At 63.0% G+C, this 14,194-nt stretch carries 12 protein-coding genes; 11 read left to right on the top strand and 1 reads right to left on the bottom strand.

Annotation, left to right across the window (positions count from 1 at the left end; genetic code table 11):
- Window positions 1–81: 81 nt before the first annotated feature.
- The 11 genes from AC07UB_RS02630 to AC07UB_RS02580 all read left to right on the top strand — a co-directional run bounded on the left by AC07UB_RS02630 (window position 82) and on the right by AC07UB_RS02580 (window position 13,441).
- Window positions 82–672 carry an ANTAR domain-containing response regulator gene (locus AC07UB_RS02630; RefSeq protein ID WP_492789169.1) on the top strand — a complete coding sequence of 197 codons (591 nt, stop codon included), beginning with the start codon at window positions 82–84 and terminating at the stop codon, window positions 670–672.
- Complete coding sequence (locus AC07UB_RS02625; protein WP_492789170.1) at window positions 669–1,841, top strand: CmpA/NrtA family ABC transporter substrate-binding protein; 1,173 nt, start codon at window positions 669–671, stop codon at window positions 1,839–1,841. The genes AC07UB_RS02630 and AC07UB_RS02625 overlap by 4 nt, the downstream gene beginning before the upstream one ends.
- Window positions 1,842–2,201: 360 nt before the next feature.
- Window positions 2,202–3,521 (top strand): CmpA/NrtA family ABC transporter substrate-binding protein, encoded by a 1,320-nt coding sequence (locus tag AC07UB_RS02620; RefSeq protein ID WP_492789171.1) that lies wholly within the window; start codon window positions 2,202–2,204, stop codon window positions 3,519–3,521.
- A gap of 61 nt (window positions 3,522–3,582) precedes the next feature.
- A complete protein-coding gene (gene ntrB, locus AC07UB_RS02615; protein WP_492789172.1) occupies window positions 3,583–4,497 on the top strand; it encodes a nitrate ABC transporter permease in 915 nt (304 codons plus the stop codon).
- Window positions 4,498–4,508: 11 nt separating this feature from the next.
- The gene (locus AC07UB_RS02610; protein WP_494652264.1) at window positions 4,509–5,300 is read left to right on the top strand and encodes an ABC transporter ATP-binding protein; all 792 of its coding nucleotides are present in this window, start codon (window positions 4,509–4,511) and stop codon (window positions 5,298–5,300) included.
- A gap of 30 nt (window positions 5,301–5,330) precedes the next feature.
- Window positions 5,331–5,756: a globin family protein gene (locus AC07UB_RS02605; RefSeq protein ID WP_494652265.1), complete on the top strand. Its 426-nt coding sequence runs from the start codon at window positions 5,331–5,333 to the stop codon at window positions 5,754–5,756.
- Window positions 5,757–5,767: 11 nt separating this feature from the next.
- Window positions 5,768–6,997 carry an NAD(P)/FAD-dependent oxidoreductase gene (locus tag AC07UB_RS02600; protein ID WP_494652267.1) on the top strand — a complete coding sequence of 410 codons (1,230 nt, stop codon included), beginning with the start codon at window positions 5,768–5,770 and terminating at the stop codon, window positions 6,995–6,997.
- A 3-nt stretch (window positions 6,998–7,000) separates the two neighbouring features.
- A complete protein-coding gene (locus tag AC07UB_RS02595) occupies window positions 7,001–8,758 on the top strand; it encodes a NirA family protein (protein WP_494652268.1) in 1,758 nt (585 codons plus the stop codon).
- A complete protein-coding gene (locus tag AC07UB_RS02590; protein WP_492789177.1) occupies window positions 8,755–10,371 on the top strand; it encodes a sulfite reductase subunit alpha in 1,617 nt (538 codons plus the stop codon). Before AC07UB_RS02595 ends, AC07UB_RS02590 begins: the two co-directional genes overlap by 4 nt.
- A 183-nt stretch (window positions 10,372–10,554) precedes the next feature.
- Entirely contained in the window at window positions 10,555–10,707 is a 153-nt protein-coding gene (locus AC07UB_RS02585; protein WP_492789178.1) for a hypothetical protein, read from the top strand.
- A gap of 31 nt (window positions 10,708–10,738) precedes the next feature.
- Complete coding sequence (locus AC07UB_RS02580; RefSeq protein WP_492789179.1) at window positions 10,739–13,441, top strand: nitrate reductase; 2,703 nt, start codon at window positions 10,739–10,741, stop codon at window positions 13,439–13,441.
- Here AC07UB_RS02580 and AC07UB_RS02575 read toward each other — a convergent pair.
- Window positions 13,425–14,192, bottom strand: coding sequence for a LamB/YcsF family protein (locus AC07UB_RS02575; RefSeq protein WP_492789180.1), 768 nt, complete (start codon window positions 14,190–14,192; stop codon window positions 13,425–13,427). The genes AC07UB_RS02580 and AC07UB_RS02575 overlap by 17 nt on opposite strands.
- Window positions 14,193–14,194 lie beyond the last annotated feature (2 nt).

The following is a 14,194-nucleotide window of genomic DNA, read 5'->3' as shown; positions in this document are numbered from 1 at the left end:
ATCCCTGATTACCCGCAAATACAAGGCTTTAAGCCCGGGATGGACGCGTGCTAGGGTTGTTTTGCCGGAATGTGAGTGGGAATGACCGCGGATTCGTCGTTCAAGATCGTCATCGTCGACGAAAGCCCGATCCGGACGGCAATCCTGAAAGAGGGATTGCGGGATGCGGGCTTCACCAGCGTCGAGCATATTTCCGAGATGCATAACCTGCTCGCGCGCATCTACGCGCTCGATCCCGACGTCATCCTGATCGATCTTGAGAACCCCAGCCGCGACATCCTGGAACAGATGTTCCAGGTCAGCCGCGCGGTGCGGCGCCCGATCGCCATGTTCGTCGACCAGAGCGACGCCGCCTCGATCCAGCAGTCGGTCGAGGCCGGGGTATCGGCTTACATCGTGGATGGCCTGAAGAAGGAGCGGATCAAGCCGATCCTCGACCTTTGCATTTCCCGGTTCAACGCCTTCTCCAAATTGCAGGACGAACTGGATCGCACCAAGTCGGCGCTGGAAGATCGCAAGATTCTGGATCGCGCCAAGGGCCTTCTGATGAAAGCCAAGGGCCTGACGGAAGAAGAAGCCTATGTGCTGATCCGCTCGACCGCCATGCGCGAAAAAAAGAAGATCGGCGAAATAGCCCAATCGATCATTACCGCGGCGGAGTTGCTGAAATGACGGATACACCGCTCAGGATCGGTTTCATTCCGCTGGTCGACGCCTCCGCGCTGATCGTCGCGGTGGACAAGGGTTTCACCGCCGCCGAAGGGCTGGACGTGACGCTGGTGCGCGAAGTGTCGTGGTCAAATGTCCGCGACAAGCTCAATATCGGCCTGTTCGATGCCGCGCATCTCTTGGCGCCGGTCGCTATCGCATCCACGCTCGGCTTGTCGCAGGTCAAAGTGCCGATCGTGGCGTCCTTCAATCTCGGGCTGAACGGCAATGCGATCACGGTATCGCCCGCACTGTATGCCGCGATCATGGGCGAGGCCGAAGGCGAGCCCACGAATCCGATGGTCACTGCCAAGGCGCTTGCGCGCGTCGTCGCGGCGCGGCGCAAAATCGGTGCCGAGCCGCTGACATTCGGCATGACGTTTCCGTTCTCGACCCATAATTACCAGTTGCGGTTCTGGATGGCCGCGGGCGGCGTCGATCCTGACGAGGACGTGCGCCTCGTGGTGCTGCCACCGCCCTACATGGTGGAGAGCCTCGCCAACGGCCACGTTGATGCGTTCTGCGTCGGCGCGCCATGGAATTCGGTCGCGGTCGATCTCGGCGTCGGGCATATCCTGCATTTCGTGTCGGATATCCTGGAGCGCGCGGCGGAGAAGGTGCTCGCGGTGCGCGAGGCGTGGGCGTTGAAGAACCCGGACGTCCTCACCCGGCTGACGCGGGCGCATGGCCGCGCCGCCGATTTCATCGAAGACCCGGACAATCGGGGCGAGGTGGCGCGCATCATCGGGGCCCCGGAGCGGATCGGGGTCGATCCCGAGGTGATCCAGCGCACGCTCGACGGCCGCCTGAAAATCTCGCCGGACGGAACGCTTCGCGAAAGTGGCCGCTATCTGCTGGTCGGGCGAGAAGGCGCGGCGCGGCCTGATCCGGTTCAAGCGGCCTGGCTTTACGCCCAGATGGTCCGCTGGGGGCAGGCGGCCTATTCAGCGGAGGCGCTGGAAACCGCCCAGAGGGTGTTCCGGCCTGATCTCTACGACGCCGCACTCGGTGCGTCTGCGCGGCCGGTCCATGCCGTAGCTGACGGTGTCGGCGCATTCGACGGGGCTCCATTCGATGCTGGCGATATCGTCGGGCATCTTGCGTCTGTCGCCATCAAACGGCGTCAGCCCTAACAGCGATTCCAGGTTCATTGATGCGTGCCTACTTATTGTGCGACGCGCAATAAATGGGCAAATGCCATTTGGAGAGGCCGAGCCCTTGGCCTGCTTCATCTGAAGGCACACCCGCAACTCACTGTAAAATATGGACTTGCTGCGTTGCACGCGGCTGGCACGATCCTTGAATAGCTTAGGGCAGGCCGAGACGAAGGCCTGCCGGGTCCACCGATGGCCCAAACAGCAATGCCGCTGTCTCGAGGAGCCTCATAGGCGCGTCTCGAGGTGGCGGCTTTTTGTTTTTGGACGATGCGACCTGCGCGTGAGGCGATTGAACGGCAGTCAGACAGCGACACGGTCGAAAGGACAACAGACACGATGACGAAGACCACCAAACAGGGACTCGCAAGCCGCAAGATGAGCCGCCGTGCGCTGCTCAAGGCCGGTGCCGGCACGGCGGCGCTGCTCGCCGCGGCCCGCATGAATTTTCCCGGCGGCGCATTCGCGCAGACCGCCGGACCGGAAGTGACCAAGGCGATCTTCGGTTACATCGCGCTGATGGACGCATCGCCGCTGGTGATCGCGAAGGAAAAGGGTCTGTTCGCGAAGCACGGCGTGCCCGACGTCGAGGTCAACAAGCAGGCCTCGTGGGGTGCCACGCGCGACAATCTCGTGCTCGGCGGTGAGAAGAACGGCATCGACGGCGCGCACATCCTGACGCCGATGCCCTATCTGATCTCGGCCGGCAAGGTGACGCAGAACAATGTGCCGACGCCGATGTACATTCTGGCGCGCCTCAATCTCGATGCGCAGGCGATCTCCGTTTCCAACGACTACAAGGATTTGAAGGTTACCGCTGACGCCTCCGCGCTGAAGGAAGCTTTCGCCAAGAAGAAAGCCGAAGGCAAGGACGTGAAGGTCGCGATGACTTTCCCCGGCGGCACCCACGATCTCTGGATCCGCTACTGGCTCGCGGCCGGCGGCATCGATCCCGACAAGGACGTCTCGACCATCGTCGTTCCGCCACCGCAGATGGTGGCGAACATGAAGGTCGGCAACATGGACGCGTTCTGCGTCGGTGAGCCGTGGGGCGAGCAGCTCGTCAATCAAGGCATTGGCTTCTCGGCTTGCTCGACGGGCGAGATCTGGTCGAAGCATCCGGAGAAGGCGCTCGGCATCCGCGCCGAGTTCGCCGACAAATATCCGAAGGCCACGCAGGCGATCCTGATGGCGGTGATGGAAGCGCAGCAGTGGTGCGACAAGCCCGCCAACCGCGCGGAAATGTCCGAGATCGTCGGACGCCGTCAGTGGTTCAACGTGCCGGTCGCCGACATCATCGGCCGCGCCAACGGCGACATCAACTACGGCAACGGCCGCGTCGTGAAGGGCACCAAGGAGTTCATGAAGTTCTGGCAGGACCACGCGTCCTACCCGTTCAAGAGCCATGACGCCTGGTTCGTCACCGAAGACATCCGCTGGGGCAAGTTCGAGCCGGCAACGGACGTCAAGGCGATGGTCGACAAGGTCAACCGCGAGGACATCTGGAAATCGGCCGCGAAGGCGCTCGGCGTCGCCGCTGCGGATATTCCGGCAAGCACGTCGCGCGGCAAGGAAACCTTCTTCGACGGCAAGGTGTTCGATCCCGAAAATCCGTCGGCGTACCTCAAGAGTTTGTCGATCAAGCGTATCGAAGCCTGAGAAACCCGCGGGCCGCCCCACGCAGGGGCGGCCTCGCACCTAACGCAACCGAGGCCTTCTCATGAACATGCCGCTCGTCAAAACGACCAGCTCCATTCCGGCGCAGAATGTGCCGCAGGCTCCGGCTCAAGCCGCGGCCATCGTCGCGCTGCCGAAATCATCCAGCAACTTCATGACGGACACGCTGTTTCCCAATCTGCGTGCGCTGGCCGCGCGGGTCATCCCGCCGATCATCATGGTCGTGCTGATCTTCGCCATCTGGCAGATCCTCTGCATGAAGCCGGGAGCGACGCTGCCTTCGCCGTCGCGCATCTGGGCCGACGCCAAGGACCTCATCGTCGATCCGTTTTTCGTGACCGGCCCGCAGGACATCGGCCTCGGCTGGCGCGTGATGACCTCGTTGCAGCGCGTGGCCGTCGGCTTTGGCCTCGCAAGCGTCGTCGGCGTTCTGGTCGGCGCGATCATAGGTCAGTCGATCTGGGCGATGCGCGGCCTCGATCCGATCTTCCAGGTGATGCGTACCGTGCCGCCGCTCGCATGGCTGCCGATTTCGCTGGCGGCGTTCCGCGACAGCAACCCGTCGGCGATCTTCGTGATCTTCATCACCTCGATCTGGCCGATCATCATCAACACCGCCGTGGGCATTCGCAACATTCCACAGGACTACCGCAACGTCGCCGCCGTGGTGCGGCTGAACCCGCTCGAGTTCTTCTGGAAGATCATGATCCCGTCGGCGGCGCCGTACATCTTCACGGGCCTGCGCATCGGCATCGGTCTGTCCTGGCTCGCCATCGTCGCGGCCGAGATGCTCACCGGCGGTGTCGGCATCGGCTTCTTCATCTGGGACGCATGGAATTCGTCACGGCTGTCCGACATTTTCGTGGCGCTCGCCTACATCGGCATCGTCGGATTTGTGCTCGACCGCATCGTCGCCTTCGTCGCGAACATCGCGACGCGCGGCGCACAGGCAAGCTGAGGAGAACCGCAATGACTTATCTCAAGATCGATCACGTCGATAAGGTCTTCACCCGCGGCTCGACCCAGAGCGAGGTGCTGAAGGACATCAACCTGACCGTGGAGCAGGGCGACTACGTCTCCATCATCGGCCATTCCGGATGCGGCAAGTCGACGCTGCTCAACATCATCGCCGGGCTGACCAACGCGACCCAGGGCGGCGTGCTGCTGGAAGGCCGCGAGGTGAATTCGCCGGGACCGGATCGCGCCGTGGTGTTCCAGAACCATAGCCTGCTGCCTTGGCTCTCGGTCTACGACAACGTGCGACTCGGCGTCGACAAGGTGTTCGGTTCGACAAAGACCCGCGCCGAACGCGACGAGTGGGTGCTGCACAACCTCAACCTTGTGCAGATGACCCACGCCAAGGACAAGCGCCCCTCGGAGATCTCCGGCGGCATGAAGCAGCGCGTCGGCATCGCCCGCGCGCTGGCGATGGAGCCGAAGGTGCTGCTGCTCGACGAGCCGTTCGGCGCACTCGATGCGCTGACCCGCGCGCATCTCCAGGACTCGGTGATGGCGTTGCATCAGAAGCTCAACAACACGGTGATGATGATCACGCACGACGTGGACGAGGCCGTGCTGCTGTCCAACCGTATTGTGATGATGACCAACGGCCCGAGCGCGCGGATCGGCGAGGTGCTCGACGTGCCGCTTCCGCACCCGCGCAAGCGGCTCGAACTCGCTGCCAACCCGATCTACCTCAAGTGCCGACAGCGCGTTCTCGAATTCCTCTACGAGCGTCATCGCTTCGTCGAGGCGGCTTAAGGCAGGGTTGAAACAAAAGGAGTACACGCCATGACTCCCACGCAGGTTTCACTTGTGCAGGACAGCTTTGCGAAGGTCGTGCCGATTGCCGATCAGGCGGCGGTGATCTTCTACGACCGGCTCTTCGAGATCGCGCAACAGGTCAAGCCGTTGTTCAAGGGCGACATGGCCAAGCAGCGCCGCGCGCTGATGGGAACGCTCGGCGTCGTGGTCAACGGCCTGTCCAACCTGCCGGCAGTTTTGCCGGCGGCGAGTGCACTCGCCAAGAAGCATGTTGGTTACGGCGTCGAGGCCGCGCACTATTCCATCGTCGGCGCGGCGCTGCTCTGGACGCTCGAGAAGGGGCTTGGCGAGGCGTGGACATCCGATGTCGCCGGCGCGTGGGCGGAGGCCTACGGCACGCTATCGGGTTTCATGATCGGCGAGGCTTACGGCCAGCAGGCAGCGGCGGAATAGGAGTCGCGACGGTGAGCGAGCCTCTTGTCATCATCGGTAACGGCATGGCGGCGGCCCGCCTTGTCGAGGAAATGGCCAAGCGCGCACTCGGCCGATACGCCATTGCCGTGATCGGCGACGAACCGCGGCTGGCCTACAACCGCGTGCTGCTGTCATCGGTGCTGGCGGGCGAGGCGACGTCGCAGGAGATTGAGCTGAAGTCCGCCGCCTGGTGGCGTGACCGTGGCGTTACCGTCACTTACGGTTGCGCGGCGCAGTCGGTCGATCTCGCTGGACGCACGGTGCATCTCGCGAATGGCACGAACGTCCCATTTTCCAAACTGGTGTTCGCGACCGGCTCGACGCCGTTGCGGCTGAATGTGCCGGGCGCCGATCTTGCGGGTGTTCACACCTTCCGCGACAGCCGCGATGTTGATCAGCTTCTCGGGCTGGCCGATGCCAAGGCGCGCGTTGTCGTGGTCGGTGGCGGTCTGCTCGGACTGGAAGCGGCTTACGGGCTGGCAAAAGCGGGATCGAAGGTCACGCTGCTGCACCTGATGGATCGCCTGATGGAGCGTCAGCTCGATGCGCCTGCGGCAGCGCTGCTGAAGCGGCTGGTCGAAGTGAAGGGTGTCGAGGTGGTGCTCGGCGCAAACACAAAACGGATTCTCGGCGAAGGCCGCGTGCAAGGCATTGAGCTGGCTGATGGCCGAACCATCGACGCAGACGCGGTTGTGTTCGCGGCGGGCATCCGGCCGAATGTATCGCTGGCGAAAGACGCAGGCGTCCCGGTCAATCGCGGCATCGTGGTCGACGATCAGTTGCGTACCGGCAGCGCCGGAATCTACGCGCTCGGCGAATGCGCGGAGCACCGCGGCACCTGTTACGGCCTCGTCGAACCTGCTTATGAGCAGGCGCGCGTGCTGGCCGATCATTTGGCCGACGGCGCGACGGATTATTCCGGCAGCGTTGTTGCCACCAACCTGAAAGTCTCTGGCGTCAGCGTGTTCTCGGCCGGCGATTTCCTCGCTGCGGCCGACAGCGAAACCCTCGTGTTCAACGATGAACGACGGGGCACTTACAAGAAACTCGTGGTGGCCGAAGGCTGCCTCAAGGGAGCGGTCCTGGTGGGCGATACCCAGGACGCGCTCTGGTATCTCGACCTGATCAGGACAACGGCGTCCATCGAAGCGATCCGTGGCGACATCATGTTCGGCCGCGCGCTCGCACAACCCGACCCGTCCCGATCAAAGGCCGCATGAAAAATGTCCGGTGATTTCTCTCCCGACCAGAAACGCTATCTCGAAGGTTTTGTCTCCGGCCTCAGCGCCTCGCGCGTGGCGCGGACCAATGCTCCGGCGAAATCCGAACCTGTCGGACCCGACGCCATCCACTTCAAGGCGCAGGACCGCACCGTTGCCGCCGGCGGCAAGCTGGTCGATCAGGAAAAATGGAAGCGCGACGAACATCCGTTCGACGCCTATCCGCGCCTCGTCAGGCAGGCGGAGACCAATGAGGCTCCGAAGCCTGCGGACAATTTCCGCTGGCGTTACTATGGCATCTTCTACGTTGCGCCGACGCAGTCGTCCTACATGTGCCGGATGCGGATTCCCAATGGCATCCTGACCCACTGGCAGTTCGCAGGCGTTGCCGATCTCGCCGAGAAATTCGCCGGTCCCTATGCCCACGTGACGACGCGCGCCAATCTCCAGTTGCGTGAAATCGAGCCGAAGAACGCCGTCAACATCATCGAGGGTATTCAAGATCTGGGCCTGACCTCGCGCGGCTCCGGCGCGGATAATATCCGAAATGTCACGGGGACATCGACGGCGGGTGTCGATCCGCAGGAACTTCTTGATACTCGGCCCTACGCGAAGGCATGGCACTTTCACATTCTCAATGAACGCGCGCTGTACGGTCTACCGCGCAAGTTCAACGTCGCATTCGACGGAGCGGGGCGCATCGCCACGCTGGAAGAAACCAACGACATCGCCTTTCAGGCGGTGGAGGTAACGGATGGTCACGGCGTCGATGCGGGTATTTATTTTCGGCTCTCGCTCGGCGGCATCACAGGTCATAAGGACTTTGCCCGCGACACCGGCGTCATTCTCAAGCCCAGCGAGGCGATCGGAATTGCCGACGCCATCGTGCGCGTGTTCATCGAGAACGGCGACCGCACCAATCGCAACAAGTCGCGGCTGAAGTATGTGCTCGATAGCTGGGGCTTCGACAAGTTTCTCTCGGTTGTTGAAGAAAGACTCGGTCGCAAGCTGGTGCGCATCCCGGCGGAGGCCATTGCGCCGCGCCCGGCCTATGATCGTTTCGCGCATATCGGCGTGCATCCGCAGAAGCAGGCGGGACTAAACTGGATCGGCGTTGCGCTCAAGCTGGGGCACCTGTCGCCGGAGCAAATGCGTGGTCTCGCGAAACTCGCCGCCGATTTTGGCGACGGCGATATTCGCCTGACCGTCTGGCAGAACCTGCTGATCTCAGGCATCGCTGACGCCAACGTCGCGACCGTTGTCGCGGCCATCGAGGCGCTCGGGTTGTCCACCACATCGTCGGCCATTCGCGCCGGCCTGATTGCTTGCACCGGCGCGACCGGCTGCCGCTTCGCCGCCGCTCATACCAAAGAGAACGCCGACGAGATCGCGGCCTGGTGCGAGGAGCGGGTGCCGCTGGAGACGCCGGTCAACATCCATCTCACCGGTTGTCATCACTCCTGCGCGCAGCATTACATAGGCGACATCGGGTTGATCGGCGCGCGGGTGCCCATCAACGACGACGGCGATACGGTCGCCGGCTATCACGTCCATGTCGGCGGCGGGTTCGGCCCGGACGCGGTGATCGCGCGCGAACTCATCCAGAACGTGAAGGCCGAAGACGCGCCGCAGACCATCGAGCGCGTGCTGAAGGCCTATGTCGCGAACCGGACATCGAGCGACGAGACATTCATCTCCTTTGCCAAGCGTCATGATGTGGATGCGCTGCGGCAGTTGATGGACGAAGGAGTGGCGGCATGAACCAGATGTCTCCCACGCCGAACTTCGAGATTATCCCGGAGACTGCGCCATTCTCCGACGAGCAGCGTTCGTGGCTCAATGGTTTTTTCGCCGGATTGGTATCACTCGACAACGCCGTAACGCCACTCTCGCCGGAGCAGGGCGCTGCGGTGATGAAGGGAGCCGCCGGAGACGGCGACGACGGGGAAGCGCCGTGGCACGACCAGACCATGCCGATTGCCGAGCGCATGAAACTCGCGGCGGGCCGTCCGGTTCGCCGCAAGATGATGGCGGCGATGGCGCAGCAGGATTGCGGCCAGTGCGGCTACAACTGTCATGACTACTCGGAGGTCATCGCCAGCAAGGCCGAGGCGCGACTGAACCTCTGCGTGCCGGGCGGCAAGGAAACCGCGCGAATGCTCAAGTCTCTCTATGAAGAGCTTGAGGCAGCGCCTGCCGCCGCATCGTCCCCCGTAAGTGTGCCTGCGGCCGCGCCCGTCGTCGCCACGCCGCTGGCAGAGCCCGGCCGCTCGCGGGACAATCCGGCGAAAGCCTCGTTCCTGTCGCGGCGGTTGCTCAACAAGCCGGGCTCCGAGAAGGAAACATGGCATATCGAGTTCGATCTTGCGCCGGCCGGTCTCGATTATGTCGTGGGGGATTCCTTCGGCGTGTTCGCACGCAACGAGCTCGGTCTGGTGGATCAGATCATCGCGATGCTCGGCGTGTCGCATATGACGGAAATCAACGGCAAGCCGCTGCGCGAGGTTCTGCTGAACGATGTATCCTTGTCTCCCGCGCCCGATACGCTGTTCGAGCTGATCTCGTTCGTGACCGGCGGCGCGCAGCGAGAGAAGGCGCGGGCGCTGGCATCCGGCGACGATCCGGATGGCGATGCGGCCAATCTCGACGTGCTGGCGGCCTTGCAGAAATTCTCCGGCGTCCGTCCGCACCCCGAAGCCTTCGTTGAGGCGCTCGAGCCATTGCAGCCACGGCTCTATTCGATTTCGTCGTCCAATAATGCGACGCCCGGCAAACTCTCACTAACCGTCGATTCCGTGCGTTACGTGATCGGCAAGCGCAAGCGCCTCGGGCTCGCCTCGACGTTCCTGGCGGAACGGATCAATCATGGCGAGGAACTCGACGTCTATGTGCAGAAGGCGCACGGCTTCGGCCTGCCGCAGGACCCGAACACGCCGGTCATCATGATTGGCCCGGGTACCGGCATCGCGCCGTTCCGCGCATTCCTGCACGACAGGCAGGCGACGAAAGCTCCGGGCCGCAACTGGCTGTTCTTCGGCCATCAGCGCAGCGATTACGATTTCTTTTATTCCGACGAACTAAACGCGATGAAGACATCCGGCGTGCTGACGCGGCTGTCGCTGGCATGGTCGCGCGACGGCGCCGAGAAATTCTATGTTCAGGACCGGATGCGCGAAGTCGGCCGCGAACTGTGGAGCTGGCTCGCTGACGGTGCGCACGTCTATGTCTGTGGCGATGCCAAGCGGATGGCGAAGGATGTCGAGCGTGCGCTGGTGGACATTGCGGCGCAGTTCGGCGCGCGCACAACGGACGAAGCCATCGCCTTTGTGGCCGATCTCAAGAAGAAGGGCCGCTACCAGCAGGACGTCTATTGATGAAAGACGGGGCGGGAACTGTCATTTTGGCGGAGATGGTTCGTTCTCCGCAGGGCCAGGCGGGAGGAATTTTCTCTCTCCCGGCGCGGACGACGGCAACTTTATCGTCTTTTTGCCGATCGGCTTGTAAGTCACTGACGGAGCAATTCAATATCGCATCTGATGATCGATTGGAGATCGGCGATGCGCGATGTTGTGTCTGGACTAGAAGCCCGTGCCCGGGCGACCTCGGCTTCCGGGCAACCGGCAGACCGCATCCATATGCTCGCTGTTTACGGCGCGTTCGCATTGATTGCCGCCATCGTGTTCGGCACGATCTCCTATCATCCGTTTTGATTTCTGATCCGTTTGTCGTGCGGGTTTCCGCATGACAAACGTCGATTCCTCACTCGCTCCCGTCAAAACCACATGTGCCTATTGCGGCGTCGGCTGCGGCGTCATCGCGACGCCTGACGGCAAGGGCGGCGCGACAATTGCGGGCGACAAGGAGCACCCCGCGAATTTCGGGCGGCTGTGTTCCAAGGGATCGGCGCTCGGCGAAACGCTGGGCCTGCACGAACGGCTGCTGCATCCCATGATCCGCTGTTCGAACGACAGGTTCGAGCAGGTGGACTGGACCGACGCGCTCGATCATGTCGCCAACCGGCTTCAGCACATCATCGCCAAGCATGGACCCGGCTCGGTCGCATTCTATCTGTCGGGCCAGTTGCTGACAGAAGACTACTACGTCGCCAACAAACTGATGAAGGGTTTTGTAGGCACGGCGAACGTCGACACCAATTCGCGGCTCTGCATGGCTTCGTCGGTAGCGGGTCATCGCCGCGCGTTCGGCGCCGACATCGTGCCGGGATGCTATGAGGATCTCGAGGAGGCGGATCTGCTGGTGCTGGTCGGGTCGAACGCTGCATGGTGTCATCCGGTGCTGTTCCAGCGGATGATCGCCAACAAGCAGACGCGCGGCGCGCGCATCGTGGTGATCGATCCGCGCGAGACCGAAACCTCCGGCGACGCGGACCTGTTTCTCGGGCTGAAGCCCGGCACCGACACTGCTCTGTTCAGCGGATTGCTGACCCATCTCGCCGACAACGGCGCGGTCGATCAGGCCTATATCGACACGCATACCAGTGGCTTCGACGACGCGATCGCGAAAGCGCGGCGCATTGCCGACGGCGTGACAGCGACGGCGCTGGCGACAGGACTTGCTGAATCCGATGTCGCGGCGTTCTTCCAGATGTTTGCGAAAACGGAGCGCGCGGTGACGCTGTACTCCCAAGGCGTCAACCAGTCGGCGCAGGGCACCGACAAGGTCAACGCCATCGTCAATTGCCATCTCGCGACCGGCCGCATCGGCAAGCCGGGTGCTTCTCCGTTTTCGCTGACAGGCCAGCCGAACGCCATGGGTGGTCGCGAGGTGGGCGGCCTCGCCAACCAGCTTGCCGCGCATATGGGATTCACGCCGCCGGACATCGACCGCGTGCGCAGGTTCTGGAAAGCGCCGCATATCGCAACGCATGAGGGGCTGAAGGCTGTTCAGATGTTTCAGTCCATCGGACGCGGCGAGATCAAGGCGCTGTGGGTGATGGGCACCAATCCGGCGGTGTCGCTGCCGAACGCCGACGCGGTGCGCGCGGCGATGCGCAAGCTCGATCTGCTGGTGATCTCGGAGAATGTGCAATCCAACGACAGCGTCAATTCCGGCGCGCATGTGTTGCTGCCCGCACATGCGTGGGGCGAAAAGTCCGGCACGGTAACCAACTCCGAGCGGCGGATTTCGCGGCAGCGCGCGTTCCTGCCGCCACCGGGGCAGGCGAAGCCCGACTGGTGGATCGTGAGCGAGGTCGCCAAGCGTCTGGGGTATGGCGCGGCGTTTGCGTACAAGTCTGCCGCAGATATTTTCCGCGAACACGCAGAACTGTCCGCGTTCGAGAACAACGGCAGCCGCGACTTCGACATCGGCGCGTTCACATCGCTGTCGGACGAGGGCTTCGACGACATGAATCCGTTCCTGTGGCCGATGGCGAGCGGCGCGAAAGGCGAGACGCCGCGTTTCTTCGCCGAGGGCGGGTTCTTTACCAACGATCGCAAGGCGCGCTTTATCGCGCCCGACATGCCGATGCTGCGGGGAGAGACGTCCTCGGCGCGGCCATTGCGCCTGAACACCGGACGCATCCGTGACCAGTGGCACACCATGACACGGACCGGCATGAGCCCGCGTCTCGGCCAGCATTTGCCGGAGCCGTATGTCGAGATTCATCCTGACGATGCCGCGCAGGCGAATATTGTCGATGGCGGCTTCGCGAGACTCGCGACCGATCTCGGCCAGTGTATTCTCAAGGTCGTCGTCAGCGAACGGCAGCAGCGCGGTATGCTGTTCGCGCCGATCCACTGGAGCGAGGAAAATTCGTCCGGCCGTATCGGCGCGATGGTTGCGCCCTTCACCGATCCGTTCTCCGGTCAGCCCGAAAACAAGGCCACGCCCGTGGCCATCGAGGCTTTTGCTTTCACCCAGCGCGGCTTCGTGTTGTCGCGCAAGCCGATGTCGTTTCCGAAAGGTGTGTGGTGGGCGCGTGTCGCGGTCACGGGCGGTTACGGCTATCTGTTGGCCAGCAACGCCGAACCTGTATCCTGGAAGTCGTATCTCGCGCCGCTGGGTGAGGCAGGGCACATTGCCGAGTATGAAGACGCCGCACGAGGAGTCTATCGCGCAGCTCAGTTTGCCGGCGAGGCGCTTGAGGCGTGTCTGTTCATGGGACCGGCGACCGATGCGCCGGACTGGGATGCGGTGAAGGCGATCTTCGCGGCGGAGACGATCGGCGACGAGCAGCGGCGGTTGTTGCTGTCAGGAAAGTCCGCCGATGGTCTCGCCAGTGACGGTCCGGTCGTGTGCGCTTGCTTCGGAGTCGGCCGCACCGCGATCTGCGGCGCGATTGTGGATGGTGCACGTACCGCCGCCGACATCGGTGCGAAACTGAAGGCGGGCACAAACTGCGGGTCGTGCATTCCCGAACTCAAGCGGCTCATCGCGCAGACGGATGCGCCGCAGCCGCTGGCGGCTAGCGCTGCGAGCTGAACGGCGCGATCTTGATCCCGCTGCGCTCGAGTTCACCGCGGACCTGACGCGCGATGTCGATGGCGCCCGGCGTGTCGCCATGGATGCAGACCGTGTCGATCTTCACCTTGATGACTTTGCCTGACGCCGAGGTGATCGCTCCGTCCTGCACCATTCGCACCACGCGCTGGGCGATCTGCGGTGCATCGTGCAACACCGAACCCGGCTTGCTGCGTGCCATCAACTGCGCATCGTCTTCATAAGCTCGGTCGGCGAATACTTCATGGATCAGCTTCAGCCCTGCTGCTTCACCGGCGCGCACCAGCGCGGAGTTCGGCAGCACCACGAAATACAAATTGGGATCGACGGCCTTGATCGCGGCGGCAATGGCGCGCGCTGTCATGTCGTCGACGCAGCCGACGTTGGAGAGCGCGCCGTGGGCCTTCACGTGCGTCACCTTGTGACCGGCCAGCGCGGCCACCGCCTGCAACGCGCCGATCTGGTAGGCGACCATGGTTTCGATCTCGGACGACTTCAGGCCGGGAATCGGCCGCCGTCCGAACCCGTGCAGGTCGCGATAGCCCGGATGCGCGCCGATGCTGACGCCACGTTGCTTCGCGAGCTTCGCGGTCTTGAACATGATGTCGGAATCGCCCGCGTGAAATCCGCAGGCGACGTTGACGCTGCTGGCGAGGCCGAGCATCGCGTCGTCATTGCCCATCTCCCACGCGCCGAAACCTTCGCCGAGATCGCTGTTGAGATCGATGGTCATGA

It is taken from the genome of Afipia sp. GW821-FHT04G03, assembly GCF_059419985.1.
This window is presented reverse-complemented; position numbering and strand designations above follow the sequence as displayed.

Coding starts and splice junctions, on each gene's coding strand:
- AC07UB_RS02630 (WP_492789169.1), top strand. CDS start 82: ATGACCGCGGATTCGTCGTTCAAGATCGTCATCGTCGACGAAAGCCCG.
- AC07UB_RS02625 (WP_492789170.1), top strand. CDS start 669: ATGACGGATACACCGCTCAGGATCGGTTTCATTCCGCTGGTCGACGCC.
- AC07UB_RS02620 (WP_492789171.1), top strand. CDS start 2,202: ATGACGAAGACCACCAAACAGGGACTCGCAAGCCGCAAGATGAGCCGC.
- ntrB (WP_492789172.1), top strand. CDS start 3,583: ATGAACATGCCGCTCGTCAAAACGACCAGCTCCATTCCGGCGCAGAAT.
- AC07UB_RS02610 (WP_494652264.1), top strand. CDS start 4,509: ATGACTTATCTCAAGATCGATCACGTCGATAAGGTCTTCACCCGCGGC.
- AC07UB_RS02605 (WP_494652265.1), top strand. CDS start 5,331: ATGACTCCCACGCAGGTTTCACTTGTGCAGGACAGCTTTGCGAAGGTC.
- AC07UB_RS02595 (WP_494652268.1), top strand. CDS start 7,001: ATGTCCGGTGATTTCTCTCCCGACCAGAAACGCTATCTCGAAGGTTTT.
- AC07UB_RS02590 (WP_492789177.1), top strand. CDS start 8,755: ATGAACCAGATGTCTCCCACGCCGAACTTCGAGATTATCCCGGAGACT.
- AC07UB_RS02585 (WP_492789178.1), top strand. CDS start 10,555: ATGCGCGATGTTGTGTCTGGACTAGAAGCCCGTGCCCGGGCGACCTCG.
- AC07UB_RS02580 (WP_492789179.1), top strand. CDS start 10,739: ATGACAAACGTCGATTCCTCACTCGCTCCCGTCAAAACCACATGTGCC.
- AC07UB_RS02575 (WP_492789180.1), bottom strand. CDS start 14,192: ATGACCATCGATCTCAACAGCGATCTCGGCGAAGGTTTCGGCGCGTGG.